Raw genomic sequence first — 24,359 nt, 5'->3', positions numbered from 1 at the left:
AAGCTGGAAGGTTCTGGAGTTTTGGGTTTTTAGTTGAGCTTAAATTTTGGGGTAATAGTGCATTATGTTTAAAAACCTATTTTTCTTCTTTTTTAGTTTTATATTTTTCTTTTTTGGTCGCTTAAAGCCTGCGGCCAGAAAAGGGGGATAGGTTTACCCCAAAAGAAGCGTGAGGGTAAAAAAGGCCGCAGGAAAAACCTAGCGGCCTTTTTTTTTGACTTTTTAAATAAAAGGGGAGGTGTTTTTTATGTTGGGTATGGGAAGTGTAGAGATGGCTCTAGCTTATTTACTTTGTTTGGCTGCGTCCGCCTTTTGTGTGGGATATGGAATCTTGCACTGGAATGATAAGGGAAAAACTGTTGAGCAGACCATTCTGGTTTCCAAGGAGGAGAAGTAATGACTTACAAAATCTTAGCAATTTTGGGCTATCTGGGCGTAGTACTGTTTTTAGGGTATAGAGGTTATAAGCAGACCAAAAGTAGCCAGGACTATCTCTTGGCTGGCAGAGAAATGAATGCCTTTATCATGGCCCTTTCTTACGGAGCTACTTTTATTTCTACTTCTGCTATTATTGGTTTTGGCGGAGCAGCTGCTCTTTTTGGCTTTCCTTTGCTCTGGCTTACTTTTTTAAATATTTTTGTGGGTATTTTTGTGGCCATGGTCTTTTTTGGTAAAAGAACCCGATTGATGGGGCTGGCCTTGGATGCCCATACCTTTCCGGAATTTCTAGGAAAAAGGTATGGCTCCAGGTTTATTCAAAACTTTTCAGGATTGATTATTTTTCTTTTTATTCCTCTTTATGCTGCTGCGGTTTTAATTGGTATTTGTAGGATGTTAGAGGTTTCTTTTGCTGCATTGGGAATAAGTTATGAAGCGTGGTTACTCATAGTTACCCTTTTGGTGGCAGGATATGTAGTCACTGGTGGCTTAAAGGCCGTTATGTATACGGATGCCTTTCAGGGATGTATTATGGCGGCAATGATGCTCTTTTTAATTGTCTTTACCTACTCTAAACTGGGTGGGATTATAACTGCTCATCAAACCCTAACAGATATGGCCCATTTGGTTCCTGCAAAATTAAAGGCCGGAGGCTTGCTGGGCTGGACCCAAGGGGCAAAGGTGGGAAGCCCTCTCTGGCTGGTTATTTATACCACCATTATCTATGGAGTAGGTATTGGAGTTCTGGCTCAACCCCAGCTGGCTTTACGCTATATGACTGTCCCCTCTGATCGGGAACTCAATCGAGCTGTTCTGGTGGGAGGTATTTTTATCCTGCTTATGACTGGAGTAGCTTTTACCGTAGGAGCCCTTTCCAATGCAGTATTTTTTAAAGAGTTTGGCAAAATCTCCATTGTGATGGCTAAAGGCAATATGGATAAAATAATTCCTCTTTATGTTGAAAAGGTTATGCCTTCCTGGTTTTCTGGGCTTTTCCTGATTGCCATGTTTGCTGCGGCCATGTCCACTCTTTCTTCCCAATATCATGTGGGAGGAACTTCTCTGGGGCGGGACTGTATAGATAGCTGGAGAAAAAAAGGCACTTTTACCTTTAAAAGTAGTCAACTGGGAGTTTTTATAACTGTATTTGCAGCCCTTGTTTGGGCCTGGATACTCCCGGGCTCCATCATTGCCAGGGCGACCGCCTTCTTTTTTGGGCTTTGTGCAGCTTCTTTTTTACCCATTTACTTTCTTGGCCTTTACTGGAAAAAAATGACTCCTGTGGCAGCCAAAGTATCTTTGGTGGGAGGTTTTTGTAGTTCCATGTTCTGGCTTTTGTTTATTCACCTAAAGGAAGCTCAAGCCATTGGGCTATGCAAATTTTTAACTGGCCAAGACACTTTGGTTTCCCTTGCTCCTAAGGGCTCCTGGCTCTGGCTTTTGCAATGGGTAGATCCCAATGTGGTGGCTTTGCCTGTATCCCTTATTTTAGCCATAGTTTTTAGTTTGTTTTCTAAAAGTGACTTAGAGAGGACGCAATTGGCCTTTAAGTATTTTTAAAAACTGAGTTTTAATATTTTATAATATTTTTTCTAGATGAATCAGGCCAGGATGGAGTTGTATCTAGCCAGAATTCCTTCAGGCTCACCGCTGGACAAGAGTGCTGTTTTGAGTTATAAATAATAGTTTGAACTTTGAGGGAAATCGAAAGGAGGAATTTATGGCTAGACATAAAAAAATTGAGCGTAGAAAGGAACTGGATAGGAGAAGAAAAAGAAGAGAAAAGAGATTAAAACAGAGAATTAAAGAAGCCATTGAGGCTGCCAAAAAAGGTAAAAAATAATCTAACTTGACAGTTCTGATTCCGGTTTTATTTGTTGCTGCAAGATTATTGCTGGAGGTGCGAACATGCCTATTTATGAGTATCAATGTCAACAGTGCGGGCAAGTTTTTGAAGAGTGGCAGAGTAATTATGAAGAAAAAGAACTTAGTTGTCCTGTGTGTAATGGGGTAAGTAAGCGGCTTATCTCCAATACTTCTTTTATTTTAAAGGGGTCTGGCTGGTATGTAACTGATTATAGTCGGGGCTCTTCCAATGGTAGCAGGACCTCAACTAGTTCTTCTGCCTCTAAAACTAGTACCTCTAGCACGAGCAGTGGATGTAGTACTTCATCTGGTGGCAGCAACAAGGGATGAGGCATTTAATAGGCAGCTAGTTTTAGCTGCCTTTTTTATTTTTTCAACTGGTTAAATCTGGAGAAAGGGGAGAAAAGCAGCAATGATAGATCGGTATACTCGTCCAGAAATGGGAAAAATCTGGACGTTAGAAAATAAATTTAGAACCTGGCTGGAAGTGGAAATAGCTGTTTGCGAGGCCTGGCACAGGCTGGGAGTGATTCCTGTGCAGGAGATGGAGGAGATAAGAACAAAGGCAGACTTTGATTTAGAGAGAATTTTGGCAATTGAAGAAAAGACCAAGCATGATGTGATAGCCTTTTTAACTGCTGTAGAAGAAAAGGTAGGACCTGCTTCTAGGTTTATTCATCTGGGTTGTACCTCTTCGGATATTGTGGATACAGCCAATAGCTTGCTCCTTTACCGCGCTGGAAAGCTTATTGCTCAGGCCTTAGAAGAGCTTTTAGAGGTTTTAAAGGAACTATCTTTTAAGTATAAAAATCTTTTGGCCATGGGTAGAACCCATGGGGTGCATGCTGAGCCCACCACCTTTGGGTTAAAATTTGCTGGATTTTATGCAGAGTTTAAAAGGCATCAAAAAAGATGGCTGGCTGCTTTAGAAAATATCCGCGTGGGCAAGATTTCTGGAGCTGTAGGCACCTATGCCCACCTGACCCCGGAGGTAGAGGCCATTACCTGTGAGCTTTTGGGTTTAAGGGTGGACCCCATTTCCACCCAGATAATTCAGCGAGACCGCTATGCTCATTATTTCACCACCTTGGCGCTTATGGCTGGAGGTATTGAGCGGCTATGCGTGGAGCTTAGGCATCTGCAGAGGACTGAAGTGCTGGAGGTAGAAGAAGGTTTTAGTAAAGGCCAGAAAGGTTCTTCAGCCATGCCCCACAAGAAAAATCCCATTTCAGCAGAAAATTTAAGTGGCCTGGCCAGATTGGTTCGGACCAACTCCCTGGCTTCCATGGAAAACATGGCTCTCTGGCATGAGCGGGATATCAGTCATTCTTCTGTGGAGCGGGTGATTATGCCTGATTCCACCATTCTTATTCACTATATGCTGGGCAGGTTAAAAGGTGTACTTAGCAATTTAAGGATAAACGAGGAAAATATTGCCAGGAATTTAATGGCCTCCTTTGGTCTTTTTTATTCCCAGCGTGTGCTTTTGGCTTTGATAGATAAGGGGTTAAAAAGGCAGGAAGCTTATGAACTGGTACAAAAAGAGGCACTTGCTTGCTGGGAAGAAAAGGTGCCTTTTGAGGATAAGGTGCGCAATAGCAAAAAGATAGTAGAAATTTTAGGGGAAAAAGAACTGGATAAACTCTTTGATCCTCAGTATTACGCCAGGCACGTGGATTTAATTTTTAAGCGAGTATTTGAGGGATAAAGGTGGAAGAATTAAAGATAGCTTTGGCCAAATTACTTTATGTAAAATCCTATAAAGAAGGCAAGTTTGTTTTGACATCTGGCAAAGAAAGCGATTATTATTTTGATTGTAAACAGACTGCCCTGCACCCCGAAGGTGGCTACTTGATTAGCAAGATTTTTTTACACCTGTTAAAAGAGCATTGTCCTCAGATAAAAGGTATAGGTGGCATGACCCTGGGAGCAGATCCTTTGGTAAGTGGAGTCAGTGTACTGTCTTATGTGGAAAAATGGCCCCTGCCAGCGTTTATTGTGCGCAAAAAAGCCAAAGGGCATGGCACCAATCAATACTTAGAAGGGCTGGCTAACTTTCAAGTCGGGGATGAAGTGGCCCTTCTGGAAGATGTGGTAACTACAGGTGGCTCTGTGCTTACTGCCTGCAAGCGGGTCCAGGAGGCAGGTCTTAAAGTAAAACACATCTTTTGTGTTTTGGATAGGGAAGAAGGTGGACAGGAAGCCTTGTCCCAGGCAGGTTATAGCTTAACAGCTATTTTTACCCGAAGTAAACTTTTGGAATTGGTCAATGCTTAGAAAAATTAGTTTTTGTCTGGTTTTTCTTTTGTTCTTGGGCGGGTGTAGTAAGGAGAAAATCCCTCAGGTTCTGTGGCCCAAGGAAGAGAGTAATTATTATCAGTTGAGTAAAAAGTGGACCAAAGAAAAGGTATTTTATCTGGGGTTAGATGGTAGTACCCAGGTAATGGTCCTTTATAAGAGTGCAGAATGGCTGGAAGGTTTCTCAGAATTTTGGGGCAAGACTTATTTGCTGTCTTCAGCCGAAAAAGAAGCTTTTACCGAGCGCTTGCTGGCAGAAAATAGAGATTTTTTTTCTTTTGTTGTGGGTCTTTCCTCTTCTCTTGAGGATGTGGACAGGTTGAAATTACCTTCTTCTTTGTGGAGTTTGTTTTTAGTACAAAAGGGAGTAAAAACTTATCCTCTGGAGATTAGGCCCCTAGAATGGCCAAGAGCAAAAATAGAGATTTTTTATCCTTTAAGTGAGCCCTGGCAAAATCTTTATGAAGTTAAATTTGAGAAAAAGGAAGAGCATTTTGAACAATTGGTCCTGGCAGGCCCACAAGGACAAGCTCTATTTACTTGGTAGCCTAATCTTTTTTTTTCTGGCCTTAGCACCTCTTATGGCTGAGGCTAGCTGGTCTCCCTCTCTAAAAGGCAATAAGTTCCTTCCCTCTCTTTTTTTTGTGGTCAATAAGGATACTCAGAACCTTTTTCTCTTTTCCAATCAAAGTCCTCTTCAAGAGGTCTGGCATTTACCTTGTACTACAGGACAAGTTAGAGGCGATAAACTTAGAGAAGGGGATAAAAAGACTCCAGAAGGCGTATATTTTTTAGAAAGTAAACTGACTCAAAATTTGGATTATTTTCTTTATGGAGGGGTAGCCTTTACTTTAAATTATCCTAACCCTATTGATCGTTTAAAGGGGAAAACAGGGCATGGAATCTGGATTCATGGTAGGGGACAGGAAATTCAGGCTTTCAATACCCAGGGTTGTGTAGCGGTTAATTTAAAGGATATTCCTTTAGTAGAAAAACATATAGTTTTTGCTCAGACCCCAGTAATTATTACTAAAAACTTTTCCTGGGCTCCTGGCCCAGAAAAAGACCAGGAAGCTCAAACTTTGGTTAAAAAAATAGAAGCCTGGGCTAAAAATTGGAGATTGAAAAGTAAAGACTTTTTTCCTTTTATGCTCCAGTTGCTTATATTGAAGGGAAAAAGTCTTTTAAATCTTTTCAGCGCCAAAAAGAGAGACTATTTGCGACCTATCCCTGGATAGATGTATATTTACGAGATATCAAAGTGGTTTCTGGGCCTGATTACAAGGTTACCTATTTTAAGCAATATTTCCGTTCTCCCAATCTGACTTCAACAGGTATAAAAAGACTTTATTGGCAAAAACAAGGACAGGAGTGGAAAATTTCAGGGGAAGAATGGAGAAGTCTGCCTTCTAAAGAACTTGAAGAAGAATATTTGCAAACCAGGCGAGGAGAAATATTGAACTGGCTTGTTCGATGGGTGCAAAGTTGGCAGAAGGGAGATCTTGAGAGTTATATTGCTTTTTACGATCCTCAAGCTAAACAAGGAAACTTAATAGGACGTAAAAAAATATATGAGCATAAGCAAACACTTTGGCAAAGTGATGCTCCGAAAAGAGTTTATCTGGGGAATCTAGAAGTAACTTTGCATCCCAGGGGGTTTAAGGTTTCTGGAATTCAAGAATATGAGAGTCTTAAAGGTTATAAAGATAGAGGAGTAAAAAAAATAATTTTAGTTCCTTCTGGATTAGAGTTTAAGATTTGGCAAGAAGATTGGAAAAAGATTAAATGAAATTAAAGAAAAATATATCTTACAATATTATAGTCCTTAGAGATGACAAGTCTATTACCACATTTAGAGTAAAAAAGTGGCATATAAATAGTGTAGTTACTGTTTTAGTTATTGTGTTTCTATATTTTTTTATTTCTCCTTATTTTTTGTTAAATATATCAGAAAAAAATAAAAAGAATTTAAAAGCCTTGGAAGAATGTACTTTTAGTTTAAGCCAATCTCAATTTGAACTAAAAAGATTGAATAACGTAAAAAAAATATTAGATAAATATGATGAAAACTATTTACAAGAAATAATAGCTGGAATATCTGAAAATAAAGAAAAGAAGTCTATAGACTTAAAGAGTGTATTTAAAATTGTTGACTTAAATATAGTAAAAATAGATAATGTTCAATGTTTAAAAAGAAAAGACAGATATGTTCTTATTTTTGAATTAAACAATCTAGAAGCAGAGAAAGAGTCTAGGGGAGAAGTGTTTATTGATGCCATTACCAGAAGTGGAGAAGTTTATCCTCTTTCCATTCGAGACGAAGACTTAAAATTCGTGATTATTCGTTTTAAAAGAGTTGAAGTCAGTTTTCCTTTACCTAACTACTTAAAGGAAGAGGAACTCTTTGCTTTCAGGTTAACAGTAAAAGACAATAATCAAAAAGTAGTATTCTGTGAGACATATCTTTTGGATAGTATTCTTATTTAGTCTTTGGACTTCTGATTGTCTTTGGGCTTTAACAAAAACTTACTTTAGTCCTACTTTTTTCCCTTTAGATGTTTATTATTTACAAGGAGAACTGCCTGGTCCAACAGTGATGGTTCAGGGTGGTATCCAGGGAGATGAGCCCAGTGGGGTAGTTTGTGCACAAATTCTTACTCTGGCTAAGGTAAAAAAAGGTAATTTAATTATTGTTCCCAGAGCCAATTGGCCCTCTTTACTCTTGTACAAAAGGCAGATTAATGTAGATTTGAATAGAAGATTTGATAAGGATTATCATCAGTATTATGAAGATACCCTGGCTAAAGCTATTTCCTATCTATCCAGCATAAGTGATGGTCTTATTCACTTACACGAAGGAAGCGGTTTTTATTCTCCTACTTATATCAATATAGAAAGAAATCCCAGAAGATATGGGCAATCGATTATTATAGATACTTCTACCTATCAGCGTTTATACCTGGCTAGTCTGGCTGAAAATGTTTTAAGCACAGTAAACAATCAATTACATCCCCCAGACTATGCCTTTTCTCTTTTTAATATGAACACCTTTTCCAGCAACACCCTTTATCCAGAACAAAAGAAGTCTTTAACCTATAATGTCTTAAAAAAATATCAAAAACCAGCGTTTGCTGTAGAGGTGAGTAAAAATATCAAGGACCTTGCCTGGAAAGTCCAACATATGCTTTTAGTAGTAAAAAAATTAGCTAAAGAAATGGGAGTGGAAATAGATGTAAGTGGTCTGGATGTTTCTTCTCTGGTTAAAACCTGGTATAATGTGGATGTAGAGGTCCAAAGGATAGAAAAAAGTAGATATTCTTTTCAGATAGCTCATACTTACCAGGGTCTGGCTAAGAGTGGGGTGGTTGTGGATGGAGTGGAGTATGATTTTAGAAACCAGGAAATTGTTCTTTTCCCAGGAGAAAGTAGAAAGGCTTGGTTAGTGCTTGATGGCAAACGGATAAAAGAGTTTTCCTTTTCTACTTCTAAGGTTAATTTTATTCAAGCAAATATTCTGGTTTATGCTCTAGATGGAAAAATTCACTTTGCTTTACCTGGAGAGACTATTTTAGCAAAAGAGGGACAGAGTTTTATTGTTTATGGTTTGTGGCCAAACAAAGAAGCAGTTATTAACATTAAGGGATATGTTGGTTTAAATGTACGTAAAAATGAAGGCCAGGATGTGGATGAAAATGTTTATTTAACTAGAGGAGCTTTTATTCCCCGATATTTAAAGGAAAGTTCTGATGGCTGGAAGTTTCAAATTGTGCGAGAAGATAAATTTCAAAATAGTTTAAAGTGGACAGTAAAGGTAGAAAAAAGGAAATTAAAAGATATATTTTTGCTCAAGATTGATAACAATACTATTTATAAACTGGATAAAAAAATTCCTTCAGGAAAGTATATATTGAAAACTAATCCAGAAAAAGATGTTATTTTAATTCTTGATAAATATCCTCTTCCTTACTATAGTGGAGATGTTTTGCCTTTAGATGCTGGAAAACATCATTTGTGTTTTCGGGATAACTATACCTTCCAAATAGTAAGAGAAGAGGATATTTATGTCTCTCCTTAATTTTTTTGTTAATCTCCCTGTCCGTTATATTTATGACCAGAAAAACTACCTTTCTTATTTTTTAAAAAAGCGAGTTCAGCCTGAGCTGGGTTTGGATTTTTTGAGTTTAGATGAATTTCCCATTAACTGGCACAAGGAAGTGGCTCAATGTTTTCAGGCTGAAGATTTAAAAGTAGCTGTGCACTTTCCCTTTTTGGATTTGCGGCCTGGAAGTATGGACCCCATGATTTTAAAGGCCAGCAGGGAAAGGTTAAAAAAAGCTGTGGAAGTGGCTTTTTATTATCAGCCTGTACATGCCATAGCCCATGTGGGTTATTTTTCTGTAGATTATGATGATTTTTATAAAGAATGGCTGGAAAACTCTGTAGAGACCTGGGAGGAGATAAGCAGGCATATTGGGGGAGAGTTTCCCCTGTTTCTGGAAAATGTCTGGGAAGAAGAAATAGAGCCTTTACGGGATTTTTGGGAATATATTTCCGTAGATAACCTGGGTTTTTGTCTGGATGTAGGGCACTGGTTTTCCTTTGGAAAGGGCAAGGAAAAGGAAAACCTTAGCCAGTGGTTACAAAATCTTGCCCCTTACCTCAGGCATTTACATCTTCATGACAATGATGGTCTAGAGGATAAACACTTAGGCTTGGGGGAAGGAGAAATTCCCTTTAGTGAACTTTTTGCTGGTCTGGAGCTTCTGGAGTTAAAGCCTAGTTTTACCTTAGAGCCGCACACTCAGGAAGACTTTTTTGCTTCCTTGCATTTTATTGATCAGCATAGACGCTGGTTTAGCTATTTGGGGGTTAAGGAGACTAACTTTAAGCGTTATATGGCTGAAACCAGTTTAGATTAACTTTTTAAACCTTTCTTGCCAGTAGGGTTTGGGCCAGGAAGGATAAGAGTATAAGGCCTTGGAAGGTAGTTTTAAGTAGTAGGCGTGGAGAGCCAGAAAAGGGGTAGTAAACTCCTTAAATTTTTTGTCCCCTAAGAGGGGGTGATTTCTTAATCCCAGTTGAGCTCTTATTTGTCTGGTCCTGCCAGTTAAAATTTTTATCTCCAGCAAAGTAATCTGCTTTGATTTCAAGAACAAAAGGGGTTTTACCCTGGAGATGGCTTTTTTCCCCTGCGGGGAGAAAACTATTTTATGGGGAGTTTTTAATAGATAATCTTCAAGGATTGTTTCTTTTTTTATTTCTCCTTTTACCCAGGCCAGATATCTCTTTTCTACCTGGGACCAGTTTTTCTGCAGAGAAGTAAGGGTAGCAAAGTTTTTGGCCAATAAGAGAAGGCCAGAAGTCTCTTTATCCAGTCGGTGAACAGGAGTAGGGACAAAGTCTTTATCTGCAAAGTGGTTTAAGAGCATCTCCTGGAGGGAGCAGGGCGTTTTACTTCCTTTGTGTAGGGCCAATCCTGCTGGTTTTTCCAGAACTAATAAGTTTTTATCCTCAAAAACTATATGCAAAGAAAAGGGAGGAGCAGTTTCCTTTTGACTGGCATAATAGGGAGGTATGCGTACTTCATCGCCTGCTTGTAAGCGATAAAAGGGTTTACTTCTCCTCTTATTTACACGTACTTCTCCACGGCGGATAAGGCGCATCAAAGCTGAATAGGGAATTTCACCTTTGGTTTTTTGTTTGAGAAAAGAGATTAGTTTTTGCTGGGCACAGGCAGGAGGAACAATGAGAGTTTGTACCTCTTTTTTGACGGTCATAAGACTCAAAAGGGGGAAGATTTCCCCCTTTTATTTTTGGGTAGAGCTAGTTTGCAAAGGATAACTTAAGATAATGGTCTTAATTTGACTCAGACCTGTTGCTCCGGGATAGGTGTTGATACAGACCACTAGCTCGGGTTGTCCATTGTTATCTAAGTCATAAAGGCCATAATCCACAATGGTGCCCTTAATTACTCGAGTTTTCCAAAGTAGATTTAAGCCAATGCCATCCCAGAATAAACAGTGAATTTCTCCTTGAGGAAAGGTGCGATAATTGGAGAAAAATTGGGCTGAAACAGAAATGGGACGGCTGACAATAAGCTCAAACTTGTCATCTCCATCCAGATTGGTAGGAACCAATCTTCCTGAAATAAAATACCTGTAGGGCTCTACATCAGAAGCCTTGGGTTTACCCAGGCCTGGACTGGTCTCATAGTAGGAAAAGCCAATACTGGTGGCAGCGTAGATTTCCTCTGTTTTGGCCTGAAGGGCATTGGTGGAAGAATAGGTATAAAGATGGTCGTCATGGTTGACAATAAGTTTGTAGTCACTTCCCTGAGGTAGATAGGTAAAGTTAAAGACGTCAGCAAAGGGCGGCAGTTTGACCTTTCTGGCTGCTTGAAATTCTCCCTGCATTTGTACCAGTTCGTACACACTGTCTGGTTCAAATAAACGGACCAGACCAAATTTTTGTCCAACCAGAGTAGGCTGGTAAGCAGGAGGCATGCGGACAATATTGAGTAAGTAGGGAATGCGTTCTTTTACTATTTGCAATTTTTTATCTTTAAAGTTGAGCATAAAGGAGCGGACAAATTTGTCCTGGGTGGCTGAAATGATGATTTCAGCATAGCCATCCCGATTGAGGTCAGCCAGGTTGATGTTTAGCAGTTCAAAACTAAGGGGAGCTTCATAGGTAGCAAGAGGTACTAGATAGGTGTCTTTTTTATGGAAAATATGCACTTTGTTTTTTTCCATTAAGACAATTTCCACCTGGCCATCATTATCCACATCCCCGGCTACCATGCCCCTGGCTACAAAGTTAAGACTTTGACTGCGCCAGCGATGGAGTTGCTTAAGCCCTCCCAGGTGTTTAAAATTGGGGTTGAGGTAAAAGGAGGTTTCTGAACTGGTTTCATTATAGATGAAGTCGCTGTTTACAGGGACTTTAGTCTGTTCTTCAGTTTTTACCTGCTCTTTGCGGGCAAAGACTTCCTGGTTGATTTTTTGGGCCACCTTTTCCAGACTGGGAATAAGGTTGTCCAGAGAAGTCTGCACACTTTGAGGAAAGGATTTATCCTTACTTATGGCTTTTACATCCAGGCTACACTTATCTCCCAGAATGGTGATGCTGCCTAAAATGAGATAGTTTACCTCTTCTTGGGCTAAAATTTTTAAAGCTTCAGCCTGGTTTTGGGGAAAGGGATAGGAGTTATCTGTTTCTTTAGCCACAAAATGACCAGGCCAGGTAAGCCTGGTGGTGAGCATGGTTTTAGCGCCTTTAGCTAGATATTGATATTCTTTAGGGCCTGCAATTTCAAAGGGTAAGACCAAGAAACTCTTTTCTTCTTGAGCGTAAGCTCCAGAAGTAAGAGAAAAGAAAAGTAAAAGCAAAAGGAAAATTTTTTTCAACATAAAGCCCCCTTTGAGCGTAGTTGCCTTTTGACATAAGCTTTTTAAGTTCATAAGTAAACTTTTTATTTTTTAGAAAAGAGGTCTAACTTTTGCGCTATTTTCGTTTAACTTCTTCTAAGTATGCCACTTACACTCTGGAGTTGTTAGAAGCAGAAGGCTTTAAAATCCAGGAAGGGTTTACTTTTCCTGTTTTTGGAGCAGTAAAAGAACCCTTTGCCCTGGGTAGTTCTTTGGCCAATTTTTTTGGCCTTATCTATTTGCAGGACAAGGCTTCTTTTTTGCCTCCTTTGGTTTTAAATCCTCCCCGGGGAGCAAGGGTTTTGGACCTTTGCGCCAGCCCAGGAAGTAAAACAGGCTTGCTGGCACTTTTAGTGGGTTCAGAAGGTCTGGTCGTGGCCAATGAACCCAATAAGAGTAGGTTGTTTACCCTTAGCCAAAACTTGGGGCGTTGTAATCATTTAAATGTAATAACTTCTGCCTATGCTGGAGAAAAGTTTCCTATAAAACTACAGTTTCAGTACCTTCTTTTAGATGTGCCCTGTAGTGGTTGGGGCACAGAAGAAAAGAATCCTAAAGTAAAAAAGATTTGGAAAGAAGATAGAGTTACTTCCTTAATAAACTTGCAAAAAAAACTTTTAGCCAGGGCAGCAGAGCTTCTTTTACCTGGTGGTTATTTGCTTTATTCTACCTGTACTACCAATGTGCAGGAAAATGAAGAACAGGTGGCCTTTGCCGTGGAAAACCTGGATTTGGAAGTAAAAACTCCTGAACTGGATTTTACTTTTGCAGGTTTAAAAGAAGGGGGTTATCCCGGGACTCTGGCTATTGAAATGTTGCCAGGAGAACAACAGGGTTTTTTCCTTGCCCTTCTTCAGAAAAAAGGTGAAAAAGAAGAAATTTTTCCAGGTTCAGAAAAACAGAACTACTCTGCTTTTGCCCTGTCTGAAGTGGAAATAGAAGCTAGGGGTAAGTGTTTTTTGTTTGGAGAAAACCTTTACTTTGTACCTCACCTGGCTTTGCCCTGGTTGAAGCATTTGCAGTTTAAGGGATTTAAAGTGGGAAAGGTAAAAAAGAATAATTTTATTCCTTTCCCGCGTTTTCGAGCCTTTAGTGCCTGGCAGGGGGAGAGGATAGTGTTTACAGAAGTGGATAAGCTTAAGCGTCTGTTGCAGGGAGAAGAATTTAAATATAAGGGAAAGGGTTATTTGCCCTTTTTTTATAAAGACCTTCCTTTGGGCTGGTTAAAAATACACAACAATAGACTTATTTGGCAAGGTTAGAGGAGAAACTATGCTGGGAGTTTTTCGCAAAAGAAAACAGTTGTTGAGTAAAGGCAAGGTGATGTTTTTACCCCTGGACCACGGGGTAAGTGAAGGTCCTTTGCCTGGGCTGGAGCGCTTGGATTTATTTTTCCCCCAACTGGAGCAAAGCGGCCTTAGCGGCGTGATTGTGCATAAGGGGATTGCCAAAGAGTGGGGAGAATATTTGCCTTTGGATTTAAAGTTGATAGTCCACCTTTCTGCTGGCAGTAAGCACGGCCTTCCCCCTTATAATAAGACCCTGGTTTGCTCTGTGGCTGAGGCCCTGCGTCTGGGTGCAGATGCTGTTTCTGTGCATGTAAACATTGGCAATGATTTAGAAGATAAAATGCTACAGGACTTAGGCATGGTGGTAGATGAAGCCCATCAACTGGGTATTCCGGTACTGGCCATGGTTTATGCCAGAGGTGGGCAGATAATCAATGAATATGACCCTTCTTTGGTTGCCCATTGTATTCGTTTGGGAGCAGAATTGGGGGCAGATTTGATTAAAGTACCCTATTCCGGGCATAAGGAAAGCTTTAAAAAGGCTGTAGAAGCTTCTCCAGTGCCAGTACTTATAGCTGGTGGACTCAAGAAAAGGTCCTTTGCTGAATTTTTGAACATGGTCAAAGAGGCTTTAGATACAGGTATAGCTGGGCTCAGTGTGGGCAGAAATGTTTTTCAGCACAAAAATCCCCTGGAAGCGCTAAATAAACTGGCCAAACTTCTGGGAGTAAAATAAATGGAGTTTTTTAAGGTCTTAAGTTTAAAGGAAAGTTATGAGCTTTTACAAAAACAAAAGATAAAAAGAAAGGTAGAGGAAGTTGAGCTTGCCAAGGCTTCCAATAGAATCCTGGCGCAGGAAATAATAGCCCGGGAAGATTGGCCCTTGGCTGCTCGTTCTAGCATGGATGGGTATGCTTTAAGGGCAGAAGATACCTTTGGCGCCAGTGAAACCAATCCTGCTTATTTGCATTTTAAGGGAGAGATTTTAATCGACAAACCAGCGGACTTTTCCCTTAGCAGTGGCGAGTGTGCCAGTATTGTGACTGGAGGGATTTTACCTTCAGGTGCAGATAGTGTGCTCATGGTAGAGCACAGTGAAAGGCTAAGCGCAGAACTGGTAGAAGTGAGAAAGGCGGTTTTTCCTGGTGAAAATGTCCTTTTAGCTGGAGAGGATTTTAAACAGGGAGAAGTTGTTTTTAAAAGTGGGACTCCTCTGGACTTTAGACAGATAGGGGCCCTGGCTACCCTGGGCTATGCCAGGGTCAAGGTCTTTTCTATGCCTTCAATAGGCATCCTTTCTACTGGAGATGAACTGGTGGAAGTGAGTAAAAAACCTGAACCTGGACAGGTAAGGGATGTAAACACCTATACCCTTAAGGCCCTTTTAACCAAGTATGGATTTTTCGCCAGGACCTATAACTTTGTGCCAGACGATAAAGAAAAGTTAAAAGAGGCGATTAAACAGGCCCTGGCAGAGGTAGATGTGCTCTTACTTTCTGGTGGTAGTTCTGTAGGTACCAGGGATTTGACTTTGGAGGTCTTAAAAGACTTTCCTGGTAGTGAAATCCTTTTTCATGGTCTGGCCTTAAGCCCAGGTAAACCCACCTTAATGGTTAGGTGGCAGGACAAGTTTGTACTGGGATTACCCGGTCAGGTTACTTCTGCCCAGGTGGTTTTAATGGTTTTAGGCCTTCCCTTTTTGCGCTTTGTGGCAGGAGAAGAAGGGGCTTTTGCCAATCCCTGGCCTTATAAAACCAGAGCCAGACTTACCCGCAATATTGCCTCTAAACAGGGCAGGTTTGATTTTGTTCGAGTGAAGTTTGATCCAGAGACCAATACAGTAACTCCTGTTTTGGGCAAGTCTGGATTGATAAAAACCCTGCTTTTGGCTCAAGGTCTGGTGCCAATAGCAGACAACCTGGAAGGATTGTTAAGCGGCCAGGAAGTAGAAGTATGGCTTTTTTAAGGGAGTTGTAAGTGGCTTTACGGCTGGTGCAAGTCTCCTTGCCTTTAGAAGCCCTGAGCAAAGCCAAAGAAGTGCTTTGGCCTGAGGATATCTTTTACCTCTATACCCTCAAGACCAATGAGAGTTTTGGGCTCATAAGCATAGTGGTAAAGGGAGAAAAGGTAGAAGAGGTTTTGGACCTTTTATCCTCTCACTTTGCCATGTACGAACAGTTTCGGGCTTGGGTCTTGCCAGTAGAAGCCAGTTTGCCTGCTTTAGGAGAAGATAAGAAGGAAAAGGGATTTTGGCAGGGGGTACTGGGGCGCTTGAGTCGAGATGAGCTTTATGCAGATGTGTTTAAGGCCAGCAGGTTAAATCTGGTTTATGTGTTGATGGTAATTTTGGCTACTTTAGTGGCTGTAGTGGGTATTTTTAGAAATGAAGTTGCAGTGATTATTGGAGCCATGGTCATTGCCCCTTTTTTAGGCCCCAATATGGGACTGGCTTTGGGCTCTGTGCTTGGCGACCTGAAGTTGATAAAAAAGTCAGGAATTACCTTGCTTCTGGGTTTGTTTTTGACTTTAGGATTGTCCCTGGTTTTGGGCTATTTTCTGGAGGTGCCCTTTACTCCTGCCCTGGTTTCCAGATTACAGGTAAGTTCTGTGGATGTTTTACTGGGGCTTAGTGCTGGTATTGCAGGCACTTTGGCCTTTAGTTCAGAGATCCCCAGCGTAGTGGTAGGGGTCATGGTGGCAGTGGCCTTACTTCCTCCTCTGGTAGTAGCTGGTCTTTTGCTGGGGCAGGGGCTTTTTAGGGAAGCTGGCAAGGCTCTTTTGCTTTTTTTAATCAATATGGACTGTATAAATCTAGCAGCCATAAGTACCTTCTTTTTACAGGGGTTAAAACCTAGGACCTGGTGGGAGGAAAATAAGGCCAAAAAATCTACCTATCTGGCTTTTTCTATCTGGCTGGTATCCCTGTTGATTTTAATTTGGTGGCTGGGAAAGTGGTAATTTAACAGGGTGGGCAGGGGCTTTTTTCTGTCACCAGAAGGGGATGGCAACCAGCACTCATCTTGAAAAAATCTATACGCAGGCCAATAAAACTTCCCAACCAGGGTGGTAAAAAAGTATAGTGCAGCGGCCTTAGGTATTTCCGATTTTTCCAGAGACAGGTAGTCCCGGGTAAAGTGGATTTAGCAGTAAGTTCAGCTACTGGCAAATTGTGTTTACACATTTTTTTTATTTCCAGCCAACTATACCATCTGGCCTGGCGCAAGGCATTTTTAGGGCTTCTGGGCCAGGGAAAACCTTTTTGTAAGTAATAAAGGGAATACTTGTTTAAAGAGGCTAAGATAAGCCCCTTTTTTACTATTCGACAGGCCTCCTGCAATACCTTTTCTGGATTTTGAGTAAATTCTAAAACCAAAATTAGGGCCCCAAAGTCAAATTCATTATCTTCAAAGGGCAGGTGCTCTAAATCAGCCAGGGTTAAAGGTATTTTGTTTCTGGTACGTTCTCTGGCCTGCTTTAACATGTTCTGGGATTTATCCACTCCATGGACTTCAAAACCTGCTTTCCAGAAAAAGTTTAAAAAGGTCCCTGGCCCGCAGCCCAAATCCACCAGGGTTTGTTTGCGTCTGGGCCAGGGAGAAATGAGGTAATTTAAGAGTTTTTTTTCCTGCCTTAAGGCAAAACGCCCTTCTGGGCTTTCTATCCAGGCAAGATAGTTGTTTACTCTTTTTTTACTCCACATACCTATCTAATCTCTAAATACAGCCCCCTGGCTGGCTGAACTGGCCAGTTTTCTGTATCTTCGCAAGAAAGGAGAAGTTATGGGTTTGTCCAGAGGTTTAAAGTTTTGTTTTCTTCTTTGCAATTCTTCTGCAGAAACCAGGAGTTCTAATTTGCGCTTGGGAATGTCAATTAAGATTTCATCCCCTTCTTCTACCAAACCAATGGGACCACCTTCATAGGCTTCTGGCGAGATATGCCCAATGGCTGCTCCCCTGGTTCCTCCACTAAATCTACCATCTGTAAGTAAGGCCACGTCTTTATCCAGGCCCAGTCCAGCAATGGCTGAAGTGGGAGTTAACATTTCCCGCATGCCAGGTCCGCCTTTAGGGCCTTCGTACCTGATGACCACCACATCCCCTTTGTGGATACTTCTATTTAAAATAGCCTGAGTGGCTTCTTCTTCGCTATTAAACACTCTGGCTTTGCCCTTGCGCTGCATCATTTCCTTGGCCACAGCAGATTGTTTGACCACTGCGCCCTCTGGAGCCAGGTTGCCGTAGAGAATGGCAATGCCTCCTTCTGGTGAGTAAGGGTTGTCTATGGGCCTGATTACCTCTGGATTGGAGTTTTGAACATGCTTTAAGAGTTCTTTTAAGGGAATATCCAGGACAGTATTGGCTTCTAGATGGACCAGGTCTTTTTGGGCCAGTTCTTTTAATACCGCATAAACCCCACCTGCCAGGTGTAAGTCTTCTAGGTGGTGTTTGCCTGCAGGGGATAAGCGGCAGAGATTGGGAGTTTTTTTGCTTACTTCATCAAAAATGCTTAAATCAATGTCCAGTCCTGCTTCCTTAAAAATAGCTGGCAGGTGAAGTACCGTATTGGTGGAGCAACCAAGGGCCATATCCACTGCAATACCGTTGTAAATGTTTTCTTTTTGTAAAATATCTTTGGGCCTTAAATCTTTTTTTACCAGTTCTAGAACAGTAAATCCTGCCCTTTTGGCCAGGTGAATACGTTCACTACTTACAGCTGGAATAGTACCATTACCAGGCAGGGCCAGGCCAATGGCTTCACTCAGGCAATTCATGGAATTGGCAGTAAACATGCCAGAGCAAGAACCGCAGCCAGGACAGGCCTTTTCTTCGAGCAAGCTTAGCTCTTCTTCGCTCATTTCTCCTGCTTTTACCTTACCCACGCTCTCAAATACAGAAATTAAATCCACGGTTTTCCCTTTAAACTTGCCAGCAAGCATGGGGCCACCGCTAATAATCAGGCTGGGCAGGTTTAGACGAAGCATGGCCATAAGCATTCCCGGGATGATTTTGTCGCAATTGGGAATAAATACCAGGCCGTCAAAGGGATGGGCAGTGGCCATTATTTCTATGGAATCAGCAATGAGTTCTCTGCTGGGCAAGCTATAATGCATACCTTCGTGGTTCATGGCAATGCCATCACATACGCCAATTACTGGAAACTCTATGGCTACTCCTCCAGCCATTTGAATCCCGGTTTTTACTGCCTGGGCAATTTTGTCCAGGTGAATATGGCCAGGAATTATTTCATTGGCTGCATTGACTACGCCAATTAGTGGTTTTTTTAGCTCTTCTTTGGTCAGACCAAGAGCGTGCAACAAAGAACGATGAGGCGCCTTTTCCAGGCCTTGAGTGATTTTTTTACTTCTCATTGTACGCATCCCCTTTTTTATTTTTTCTCCTCTAAGGTAATGATTTTTAGACAAACTTACAACCTTTAAAAGGATAGGGGAAATTTGACTTAACTCAAGGAATTCCTAGTAGAATGGTGAGAGAAGGGTAAGACAAAAGGGGTTTACCTGGAAAAAGATTTTCTCTAGGAAAGGGTTTTCTTTGTTTTGGAGGGAAAAATGGGATTAGAATGTCTAGTTTGTATAAAAATGGTACCAGATACCACCAATATTCGCATCAATCCAGAAACAGGTACGCTTATTCGGGAAGGGGTTCCTTCTATTATCAATCCTTATGACCTGCACGCTTTAGAAGCGGCCATTGCCTTAAAAAAGGAATATGGAGGAAGAGTTACAGTTGTGAGTATGGGTCCTCCGGGAGCTAAAACTTTATTGCAGGAAGCTGTGGAGCAGGGTGCTGATAGAACAGTCCTCCTTTCTGACCGCAAGTTTGCTGGCGCAGATACCCTGGCTACCAGCTATACTCTGGCCAGGGCCATTGAATATTTAGCCAGGGAAACACCCTTTGACTTTTTGTTTTTTGGCAAACAGGCCATTGATGGAGATACTGCGCAAGTAGGGCCAGGTGTGGCTACGCGTTTGCATTTGCCCCTGGTTACCTATGTTCAGCAGATTCGCTCTGTTTCCCTGGAGAGTAAGACCTGTGTTTTGGAGAGAAAGCTGGAAGAAGGCATAGAAGTAGTGGAAGCCAGGTTTCCCCTGGTTCTCACCTGTGAAAAGGAAATAGCCAGAGAAAGCTTTGCCCCTCTGGTAAATTTGATTCGGGCCAAAACCCATGAACCTTTGGTGTTTAGTGCCAGTGAGCCTGTAGCCTATGAACCCGGTAAACTGGGCCTAAAGGGTTCTCCCACCAGAGTGCACAAGGTCTTTACTCCAGAGCTCAGGCAAAGCGGAGAAAAATACAAGGTGGAAGAAATTGGAGTAGAAAAGGCCGTGGATTTAATTGTGGAAAAGCTAAGGGAGTTGGGAATATTATGAGCAAGAAAATCTGGGTAATTGTAGAGAGTAAGGAAGGTAAAGCCCATCCTGTTTCCTGGGAGCTTTTGGGTAAAGCCAGGGAACTGGCTGATCCAGAAGACGAATTGGGAGCAGTAGTAGTGGGGTATAAAATAGATTCTGTGGCTCAGGAGGCTTTAGAATACGGAGCAACCAGGGTGTATGTGCTCGATGCCCCTGTTTTTGCCTATTACCGCAATTTACCCTTTAGAGAAGCCATTGTGCAACTGGCTAAAAAATATACTCCTGACATTATTTTACTGGGCGCCACTACCCTGGGTAGGGATTTGGGCAGTGCTGTAGCTACCTCTTTGGAAACAGGTCTTACTGCTGATGCTACAGAGCTGGCCCTGGATGAAAAGGGACACCTTCTGGCCACCAGGCCAGCTTTTGGGGGCAATATTATGGCCACTATTTCCTGGCCTGAACACAAACCCCAGATGTCTACAGTACGGCCCAGAGTGTTCCCCTTGCCTCAAAAGGTAGCTACCCCGCAGGGAGAAGTGATTCAAGAAAACATTGAGTTAAAAGAAGAAGATATACCCGTAAAGCGACTGGAATTTATACCCAAAGAAAAAGGGGTGAATCTGGAATACGCAGAAGTAATTGTAGCTGGTGGAAAGGGTATAGCTGAGAAAAAGGATTTTGAATTACTTTTTGAACTGGCCAAGCTTTTGGGCGGAGAAGTTGGAGCTTCTAGGGCAGCAGTGGATGCAGGATTTATTGGTTATGAGCATCAAATAGGCCAGACCGGGAAAACAGTAAGGCCCAAGGTTTATTTAGGATTTGGGATTTCTGGAGCAGTCCAGCATCGAGTGGGAATGCAGGAGTCAGATTACATCATTGCCGTCAACCAGGACCCCTTGGCACAAATTTTTAGTATTGCGGATTTGGGCTTGGTTGGGGACCTGTACCAGATATTGCCTTCCCTTTTGAAAAGGATAAAAGAACTCAAGGAGTCTTAAATGAGCACTCTTAAATATGATGCCATTGTCATAGGCGGAGGGCCTGGAGGAATTGCTGCAGCTATTACTCTGGCCAGAAAAAAGATGAGGGTGATTTTGCTGGAGCGAGGCAGGTTTTGTGGGGCCAAGAATCTTTTTGGCGGAGTCGCTTATACCAAAAGCCTGCTCAATCTTTTTCCAGACCTGGAACTAAAAGATATTCCTAAGGAAAGGTGGGTAACAGAAGAAGGATTCTGGCTGTTAGCTGAAGAAGATATTATCAAGATTACCTATGGCAGTGCCCAGGCTCCCAGAGGCTTTACTGCCTTTAGAGCCAAATTTGACCCCTGGCTGGCTGCAAAGGCAGAAGAAGAGGGCGTTCTGGTTATTGCCAAGACTACTGTTGTGGACTTCTTGCACAACAAAAAGGGACAGGTTCAGGGCGTAGTTACGGATCGACCAGAGGAAAACTCCTCCCAACCAGAAAAGGTGTTTGCACCTCTGGTGATTATTGCTGAAGGTGTAAACAACCTTCTGGCCCAGAAACTGGGGTTGGCCAGGGATTTTGAGCCAGAAGATGTGGTTTTGGCTGTAAAGGAAGTCCTTTCTTTGCCCAAGGGAAGTCTGGAAAGCCGTTTTGGCTTGCTTTCTGCAGAAGATGGTCTGGCTGTGGAGATTTTGGGTGAAGCCACCTGTGGTTTACCTGGAAATGGTTTTTTATATACCAACTCCAAGACCCTTTCTCTGGGGGTGGGAGTATTTTTAAAGGTATTGCAAACCCAAAATTTAAAACCCTATGAATTACTGGCCAATTTAAAGAATCATCCCAGATTAAAAAAATACTTACAAGGAGAAACAACCCTAGAGTATGGAGCACACTTAATCCCTGAATGGAGTGTGGATAACATGCCCCAGGTCTATGGGCCTGGAGTACTTTTGGTGGGAGATAGTGCTGGCCTGGTTAACCCCTTTTCTAGAGAAGGCACCAACCTGGCCATTTACTCTGGCTTATTGGCTGGAGAAGTGGGCGCTTTGGCCAGGGAAAAAGACAATTATTCAGAGGAATTTCTGGCACTTTATAGGGAAAAATTGGAAGAAAGTTTTATTTTAAAGGATTTACGCAAGATAAGAAAACTAAAAAAACTGCTTTTAACTCAAGAGCACCTTTTTCACTATCCCTATCTTTTAAACCAGATGGCAAGTATTTACTTCCATGCTGACCACAAAGAAAAGGAAGAGGTTTTTAGGGAAATAAAAGATGTAATTAAGAAAAATAGAGGAGTTCTGGGCGTAGTAAAGGATTTAAGCAAGCTTTTTTGGGCTTTAAGGGGGTAAAATGAAAAAATTACCTTGGGTAGATATAGAAGAAAAGATTTTTAGTGTGAAGTTTTATGTGGACGAGGAAAACTCTCATCTAAAGATAAAAGAGCCTGAACTTTGCCAGGAGTGTCATAACCATCCCTGTCTGGATTTTTGTCCTGCAGGAGTTTATTCTTTGGATAAACAGGGGCAGATTCAGATAAGTTATCAGTCCTGTCTGGAGTGTGGCTCGTGCCGGGTAGCTTGCCCCTTTAAAAATATCGCCTGGAGATATCCTCGAGGTGGCTTTGGCCTGGCTTATAAGTTTGGTTAAGTTTTTGTTTGAGTTTTAAAAGGGCCTTTTTGAGTTCAGCGTCCTCTTCTTCCCAAAGATAGACCTTGCTGTGGGAAGGAACTCCTTGAAGAGACAGGTTTAATTGTCCCTTGGCTGGAATGTACTTGGGCACAGTAAAAAAGAGTTCTTTTTGCTCAGGAGTTATAATTAGCACTTTTTCTCCAGAGTAAAGTTCTTTTCTGGGTCGTAAAAATTTATATTTTTTTCCGCGTAACACTCCTAAAAAATACAAGCGTTCTTCTAAGGGTAAAAAAAGCTTTTTACTGGCCTGAGGTAAAAAGAAAAAAGAAGTGCTTGGCCTTATCCTGGCCTTATCTAATATTTTTAATCCCATTTTTTCTTTGGTAGTTAAAAAACTTTCATAGGCTTTATATAAGTAGTAAGTGGAAGTAAAAGATTGACCTAAGCTATTGATTAGGCCCCAAGTTAAGTTGGGTATTTTAGCTAATTTTTTGATTAAAAATCTTAGGCCAAAATCTGCGCACTTAGGATTGTCTTGTCCACAAGGAAATTTAGAATTTAAGGTAGAGAAAAAAGCACATAGTCTTCCATGTACTAGATAAGCAAATTCTTTTTGGGGAAATCTTGTACAGATTTCTTTTAACCGGTCTAAATTTAAATAAGCAGGTAAAAATATTTTTTGTATATAGTCTTCGTTTAAAAGACTTAAGTTATCTAGAGAAGATAAAAAAATATTTTGAGGTAGAAAAGAGTTGTCTTTTATCCTCTTTTCTTCAAATATTATTTTTTCTTTTTCAGAAGAACATTCTACCTTTTCTCCAAATATAAAATATTCCAGCCCTAGTTTTTTAGCACTTAAAATCAGACCATTTGTTTCCTGTAAGGAGATATTGTTGGTGTCAATGATTACCGCCTTGCTCCCAGCCAAAGAGGCTGCCAGTAGATGATCCAGAGAGTTAAGTAAAATAGCTAGAGAAGGCTTTAGTAAGCAATTGCTCATAGGAGTTTTCCTTTTGGTGTATCTATATTTTATGATTCTTGTTTTTCCTTGGCAAGGGGTAATATCCTGAAAGTAAAAAGTAATATTTTTTTACTATTTATAAGTTTTAAGAAAAAGATTGTATATTTCTGTGATTTTTTTATATATTGACATTTTTTATTTTTTTATGTTATAAAAAAGAATGTTTTTTAAATTTATAAGGTATAAAGAGGATTTATAATATGCGACTTAAGGTAGAATTGGTTTCTAATAGCTCTATTAAGCTTAAAAAAGGATTTTTAAGAACTTTGCAGGGGCTTATTTATAATCTTTTAGACGCTCCTTATGCTTCTTGGTTACATAATAAAGGATTTCAGTATGAGAAAAGGAAATTTAAGCTTTTTACCTTTTCTTCTATCCTGGAAAAGGGGAGACTGGATAAGAAACTCAATGTTTTTTCTTTTCCTGCAAAGGTAAGTTTTTATCTTTCTTCTCCTGTAGATTGGATTTTAGAGCAGGTAGCCAGGAATTTTGTGACCGGAGAAGAGCTTTTTTTGGGTAACAATAGGGTTTTTTTGAATTCTATTGCTATTTTACCTGCCAAAAAATTTTCCTCCCCAATTAAAATCAAATCCATGAACCCCATAGCCATGCGCTCTACTGGAGATGATGGAAAGTATAAACTTTGCGAACCAGGAGAGAAATTTTCTCAGGCAATTAACAGGAATCTGCAAAAAAAATGGGTTGCCTATAAAGAGGAAGATTGTCCCTATGAATTAAAAATTGAGCCAATTCAAATCAAAAGGACTGCCACCTGGTACGGAACCAGAGAAAAGGGGGCAGTAATCGAAGGCTGGCAGGGAATATTTGAACTTTCAGGTGAACCAGAATTTTTGAAATTTGCCTATGATGTGGGACTTGGAGAGCGTAATTCCATGGGGTTTGGGATCTGGGGGGAGGTAGATGAGGGTAGAAAAAATGTTAATGAGTTGTATATATACTAAATGTTACAAGTTTTACAGAACTGATATTTCTTTTGACTTGAATTAATAATGCTGGTTCTAAAGAGTTTAGAAAGGGTTTTTACTACCAGTATGTAT

At 40.9% G+C, this 24,359-nt stretch carries 26 protein-coding genes; 21 read left to right on the top strand and 5 right to left on the bottom strand.

From position 1 onward, the window contains the following. The first annotated feature begins 247 nt into the window (after positions 1–247). The 12 genes from ACTCIM_RS05990 (at position 248) to ACTCIM_RS05935 (ending at position 9,521) form a co-directional block, all read left to right on the top strand. Positions 248–397, top strand: a complete 150-nt coding sequence (locus ACTCIM_RS05990; protein WP_464279005.1) for a symporter small accessory protein — start codon at positions 248–250, stop codon at positions 395–397. Beyond that, the gene (locus ACTCIM_RS05985; protein ID WP_472314448.1) at positions 397–1,998 is read left to right on the top strand and encodes a sodium:solute symporter family protein; all 1,602 of its coding nucleotides are present in this window, start codon (positions 397–399) and stop codon (positions 1,996–1,998) included. The genes ACTCIM_RS05990 and ACTCIM_RS05985 overlap by 1 nt, the downstream gene beginning before the upstream one ends. A 160-nt stretch (positions 1,999–2,158) precedes the next feature. Continuing rightward, the gene (locus tag ACTCIM_RS05980; protein ID WP_464279008.1) at positions 2,159–2,281 is read left to right on the top strand and encodes a hypothetical protein; all 123 of its coding nucleotides are present in this window, start codon (positions 2,159–2,161) and stop codon (positions 2,279–2,281) included. A 65-nt stretch (positions 2,282–2,346) separates the two neighbouring features. Then, positions 2,347–2,634 carry an FmdB family zinc ribbon protein gene (locus ACTCIM_RS05975; protein ID WP_029969843.1) on the top strand — a complete coding sequence of 96 codons (288 nt, stop codon included), beginning with the start codon at positions 2,347–2,349 and terminating at the stop codon, positions 2,632–2,634. Between the two features lie 82 nt (positions 2,635–2,716). Further along, positions 2,717–4,012, top strand: coding sequence for an adenylosuccinate lyase (gene purB / locus ACTCIM_RS05970; RefSeq protein WP_472314446.1), 1,296 nt, complete (start codon positions 2,717–2,719; stop codon positions 4,010–4,012). 2 nt (positions 4,013–4,014) lie between these two features. Then, entirely contained in the window at positions 4,015–4,581 is a 567-nt protein-coding gene (pyrE, locus tag ACTCIM_RS05965; protein WP_472314444.1) for an orotate phosphoribosyltransferase, read from the top strand. Continuing rightward, positions 4,574–5,149, top strand: a complete 576-nt coding sequence (locus tag ACTCIM_RS05960; protein WP_472314441.1) for a hypothetical protein — start codon at positions 4,574–4,576, stop codon at positions 5,147–5,149. Before pyrE ends, ACTCIM_RS05960 begins: the two co-directional genes overlap by 8 nt. Further along, positions 5,097–5,840 (top strand): L,D-transpeptidase family protein, encoded by a 744-nt coding sequence (locus ACTCIM_RS05955; protein ID WP_472314439.1) that lies wholly within the window; start codon positions 5,097–5,099, stop codon positions 5,838–5,840. Before ACTCIM_RS05960 ends, ACTCIM_RS05955 begins: the two co-directional genes overlap by 53 nt. Next, positions 5,768–6,391, top strand: a complete 624-nt coding sequence (locus ACTCIM_RS05950; protein WP_472314531.1) for a L,D-transpeptidase Cds6 family protein — start codon at positions 5,768–5,770, stop codon at positions 6,389–6,391. The genes ACTCIM_RS05955 and ACTCIM_RS05950 overlap by 73 nt, the downstream gene beginning before the upstream one ends. After that, entirely contained in the window at positions 6,388–7,089 is a 702-nt protein-coding gene (locus tag ACTCIM_RS05945; protein WP_464279014.1) for a hypothetical protein, read from the top strand. Before ACTCIM_RS05950 ends, ACTCIM_RS05945 begins: the two co-directional genes overlap by 4 nt. Then, positions 7,055–8,677, top strand: coding sequence for a M99 family carboxypeptidase catalytic domain-containing protein (locus ACTCIM_RS05940; RefSeq protein ID WP_472314436.1), 1,623 nt, complete (start codon positions 7,055–7,057; stop codon positions 8,675–8,677). Before ACTCIM_RS05945 ends, ACTCIM_RS05940 begins: the two co-directional genes overlap by 35 nt. After that, positions 8,664–9,521 (top strand): sugar phosphate isomerase/epimerase family protein, encoded by an 858-nt coding sequence (locus tag ACTCIM_RS05935; protein ID WP_472314434.1) that lies wholly within the window; start codon positions 8,664–8,666, stop codon positions 9,519–9,521. The genes ACTCIM_RS05940 and ACTCIM_RS05935 overlap by 14 nt, the downstream gene beginning before the upstream one ends. On the opposite strand, the gene ACTCIM_RS05930 is transcribed toward ACTCIM_RS05935, so the two are convergent. Together ACTCIM_RS05930 and ACTCIM_RS05925 are read right to left on the bottom strand one after the other, a co-directional pair. Further along, the gene (locus tag ACTCIM_RS05930) at positions 9,513–10,379 is read right to left on the bottom strand and encodes an RluA family pseudouridine synthase (protein ID WP_464279017.1); all 867 of its coding nucleotides are present in this window, start codon (positions 10,377–10,379) and stop codon (positions 9,513–9,515) included. The genes ACTCIM_RS05935 and ACTCIM_RS05930 overlap by 9 nt on opposite strands. A gap of 30 nt (positions 10,380–10,409) precedes the next feature. Further along, entirely contained in the window at positions 10,410–12,011 is a 1,602-nt protein-coding gene (locus ACTCIM_RS05925; RefSeq protein WP_464279018.1) for an FG-GAP-like repeat-containing protein, read from the bottom strand. Between the two features lie 89 nt (positions 12,012–12,100). On the opposite strand from ACTCIM_RS05925, the gene ACTCIM_RS05920 reads away from it, so the two are divergent. Genes ACTCIM_RS05920 through ACTCIM_RS05905 form a run of 4 tightly spaced genes read left to right on the top strand, consistent with a single transcriptional unit; the run spans position 12,101 to position 16,276 of the window. Continuing rightward, positions 12,101–13,291 carry an NOL1/NOP2/SUN domain family protein gene (locus ACTCIM_RS05920; RefSeq protein WP_472314432.1) on the top strand — a complete coding sequence of 397 codons (1,191 nt, stop codon included), beginning with the start codon at positions 12,101–12,103 and terminating at the stop codon, positions 13,289–13,291. A gap of 10 nt (positions 13,292–13,301) precedes the next feature. Beyond that, positions 13,302–14,054, top strand: a complete 753-nt coding sequence (locus ACTCIM_RS05915; protein ID WP_464279021.1) for a class I fructose-bisphosphate aldolase — start codon at positions 13,302–13,304, stop codon at positions 14,052–14,054. Continuing rightward, positions 14,055–15,284: a molybdopterin molybdotransferase MoeA gene (locus ACTCIM_RS05910; protein ID WP_464279022.1), complete on the top strand. Its 1,230-nt coding sequence runs from the start codon at positions 14,055–14,057 to the stop codon at positions 15,282–15,284. Positions 15,285–15,295: 11 nt separating this feature from the next. Next, positions 15,296–16,276 carry a TIGR00341 family protein gene (locus ACTCIM_RS05905; RefSeq protein WP_472314430.1) on the top strand — a complete coding sequence of 327 codons (981 nt, stop codon included), beginning with the start codon at positions 15,296–15,298 and terminating at the stop codon, positions 16,274–16,276. A 1-nt stretch (position 16,277) separates the two neighbouring features. On the opposite strand, the gene ACTCIM_RS05900 is transcribed toward ACTCIM_RS05905, so the two are convergent. Both ACTCIM_RS05900 and ilvD read right to left on the bottom strand, forming a co-directional pair. Beyond that, the gene (locus ACTCIM_RS05900; protein ID WP_472314428.1) at positions 16,278–17,018 is read right to left on the bottom strand and encodes a class I SAM-dependent methyltransferase; all 741 of its coding nucleotides are present in this window, start codon (positions 17,016–17,018) and stop codon (positions 16,278–16,280) included. Positions 17,019–17,024: 6 nt separating this feature from the next. Then, entirely contained in the window at positions 17,025–18,686 is a 1,662-nt protein-coding gene (ilvD, locus tag ACTCIM_RS05895) for a dihydroxy-acid dehydratase (RefSeq protein WP_472314426.1), read from the bottom strand. Positions 18,687–18,884: 198 nt separating this feature from the next. Here ilvD and ACTCIM_RS05890 point away from each other — a divergent pair, with 198 nt between their 5' ends. From ACTCIM_RS05890 to ACTCIM_RS05875, 4 genes are read left to right on the top strand one after another with little or no spacing between them, the layout of a single operon-like run. Continuing rightward, positions 18,885–19,703, top strand: coding sequence for an electron transfer flavoprotein subunit beta/FixA family protein (locus ACTCIM_RS05890; protein WP_029967846.1), 819 nt, complete (start codon positions 18,885–18,887; stop codon positions 19,701–19,703). After that, on the top strand, positions 19,700–20,686 hold the full coding sequence (locus ACTCIM_RS05885; RefSeq protein WP_472314424.1) for an electron transfer flavoprotein subunit alpha/FixB family protein: 987 nt from the start codon (positions 19,700–19,702) through the stop codon (positions 20,684–20,686). The genes ACTCIM_RS05890 and ACTCIM_RS05885 overlap by 4 nt, the downstream gene beginning before the upstream one ends. Continuing rightward, the gene (locus tag ACTCIM_RS05880; RefSeq protein ID WP_472314423.1) at positions 20,687–22,000 is read left to right on the top strand and encodes an FAD-dependent monooxygenase; all 1,314 of its coding nucleotides are present in this window, start codon (positions 20,687–20,689) and stop codon (positions 21,998–22,000) included. A 1-nt stretch (position 22,001) separates the two neighbouring features. After that, positions 22,002–22,298 (top strand): ferredoxin family protein, encoded by a 297-nt coding sequence (locus ACTCIM_RS05875; protein ID WP_472314420.1) that lies wholly within the window; start codon positions 22,002–22,004, stop codon positions 22,296–22,298. Here the strand turns inward: ACTCIM_RS05875 and ACTCIM_RS05870 are convergent. Next, entirely contained in the window at positions 22,237–23,280 is a 1,044-nt protein-coding gene (locus ACTCIM_RS05870; protein WP_472314417.1) for a hypothetical protein, read from the bottom strand. The two genes, ACTCIM_RS05875 and ACTCIM_RS05870, sit on opposite strands and share 62 nt — an antisense overlap. Positions 23,281–23,501: 221 nt before the next feature. Here ACTCIM_RS05870 and cas6 point away from each other — a divergent pair, with 221 nt between their 5' ends. Continuing rightward, the gene (gene cas6 / locus ACTCIM_RS05865; RefSeq protein WP_472314415.1) at positions 23,502–24,263 is read left to right on the top strand and encodes a CRISPR-associated endoribonuclease Cas6; all 762 of its coding nucleotides are present in this window, start codon (positions 23,502–23,504) and stop codon (positions 24,261–24,263) included. Positions 24,264–24,359: the final 96 nt, after the last annotated feature.

The organism is Desulfonauticus sp. (assembly GCF_055126295.1).
This window is presented reverse-complemented; position numbering and strand designations above follow the sequence as displayed.

What these genes read in the sequence shown, in the direction of transcription:
- ACTCIM_RS05990 (WP_464279005.1), top strand. Translation starts at nt 248, where the DNA reads ATGTTGGGTATGGGAAGTGTAGAGATGGCTCTAGCTTATTTACTTTGT.
- ACTCIM_RS05985 (WP_472314448.1), top strand. Translation starts at nt 397, where the DNA reads ATGACTTACAAAATCTTAGCAATTTTGGGCTATCTGGGCGTAGTACTG.
- ACTCIM_RS05980 (WP_464279008.1), top strand. Translation starts at nt 2,159, where the DNA reads ATGGCTAGACATAAAAAAATTGAGCGTAGAAAGGAACTGGATAGGAGA.
- ACTCIM_RS05975 (WP_029969843.1), top strand. Translation starts at nt 2,347, where the DNA reads ATGCCTATTTATGAGTATCAATGTCAACAGTGCGGGCAAGTTTTTGAA.
- purB (WP_472314446.1), top strand. Translation starts at nt 2,717, where the DNA reads ATGATAGATCGGTATACTCGTCCAGAAATGGGAAAAATCTGGACGTTA.
- ACTCIM_RS05960 (WP_472314441.1), top strand. Translation starts at nt 4,574, where the DNA reads ATGCTTAGAAAAATTAGTTTTTGTCTGGTTTTTCTTTTGTTCTTGGGC.
- ACTCIM_RS05945 (WP_464279014.1), top strand. Translation starts at nt 6,388, where the DNA reads ATGAAATTAAAGAAAAATATATCTTACAATATTATAGTCCTTAGAGAT.
- ACTCIM_RS05935 (WP_472314434.1), top strand. Translation starts at nt 8,664, where the DNA reads ATGTCTCTCCTTAATTTTTTTGTTAATCTCCCTGTCCGTTATATTTAT.
- ACTCIM_RS05930 (WP_464279017.1), bottom strand. Translation starts at nt 10,379, where the DNA reads ATGACCGTCAAAAAAGAGGTACAAACTCTCATTGTTCCTCCTGCCTGT.
- ACTCIM_RS05925 (WP_464279018.1), bottom strand. Translation starts at nt 12,011, where the DNA reads ATGTTGAAAAAAATTTTCCTTTTGCTTTTACTTTTCTTTTCTCTTACT.
- ACTCIM_RS05915 (WP_464279021.1), top strand. Translation starts at nt 13,302, where the DNA reads ATGCTGGGAGTTTTTCGCAAAAGAAAACAGTTGTTGAGTAAAGGCAAG.
- ACTCIM_RS05910 (WP_464279022.1), top strand. Translation starts at nt 14,055, where the DNA reads ATGGAGTTTTTTAAGGTCTTAAGTTTAAAGGAAAGTTATGAGCTTTTA.
- ACTCIM_RS05900 (WP_472314428.1), bottom strand. Translation starts at nt 17,018, where the DNA reads ATGTGGAGTAAAAAAAGAGTAAACAACTATCTTGCCTGGATAGAAAGC.
- ilvD (WP_472314426.1), bottom strand. Translation starts at nt 18,686, where the DNA reads ATGAGAAGTAAAAAAATCACTCAAGGCCTGGAAAAGGCGCCTCATCGT.
- ACTCIM_RS05890 (WP_029967846.1), top strand. Translation starts at nt 18,885, where the DNA reads ATGGGATTAGAATGTCTAGTTTGTATAAAAATGGTACCAGATACCACC.
- ACTCIM_RS05885 (WP_472314424.1), top strand. Translation starts at nt 19,700, where the DNA reads ATGAGCAAGAAAATCTGGGTAATTGTAGAGAGTAAGGAAGGTAAAGCC.
- ACTCIM_RS05880 (WP_472314423.1), top strand. Translation starts at nt 20,687, where the DNA reads ATGAGCACTCTTAAATATGATGCCATTGTCATAGGCGGAGGGCCTGGA.
- ACTCIM_RS05875 (WP_472314420.1), top strand. Translation starts at nt 22,002, where the DNA reads ATGAAAAAATTACCTTGGGTAGATATAGAAGAAAAGATTTTTAGTGTG.
- ACTCIM_RS05870 (WP_472314417.1), bottom strand. Translation starts at nt 23,280, where the DNA reads ATGAGCAATTGCTTACTAAAGCCTTCTCTAGCTATTTTACTTAACTCT.
- cas6 (WP_472314415.1), top strand. Translation starts at nt 23,502, where the DNA reads ATGCGACTTAAGGTAGAATTGGTTTCTAATAGCTCTATTAAGCTTAAA.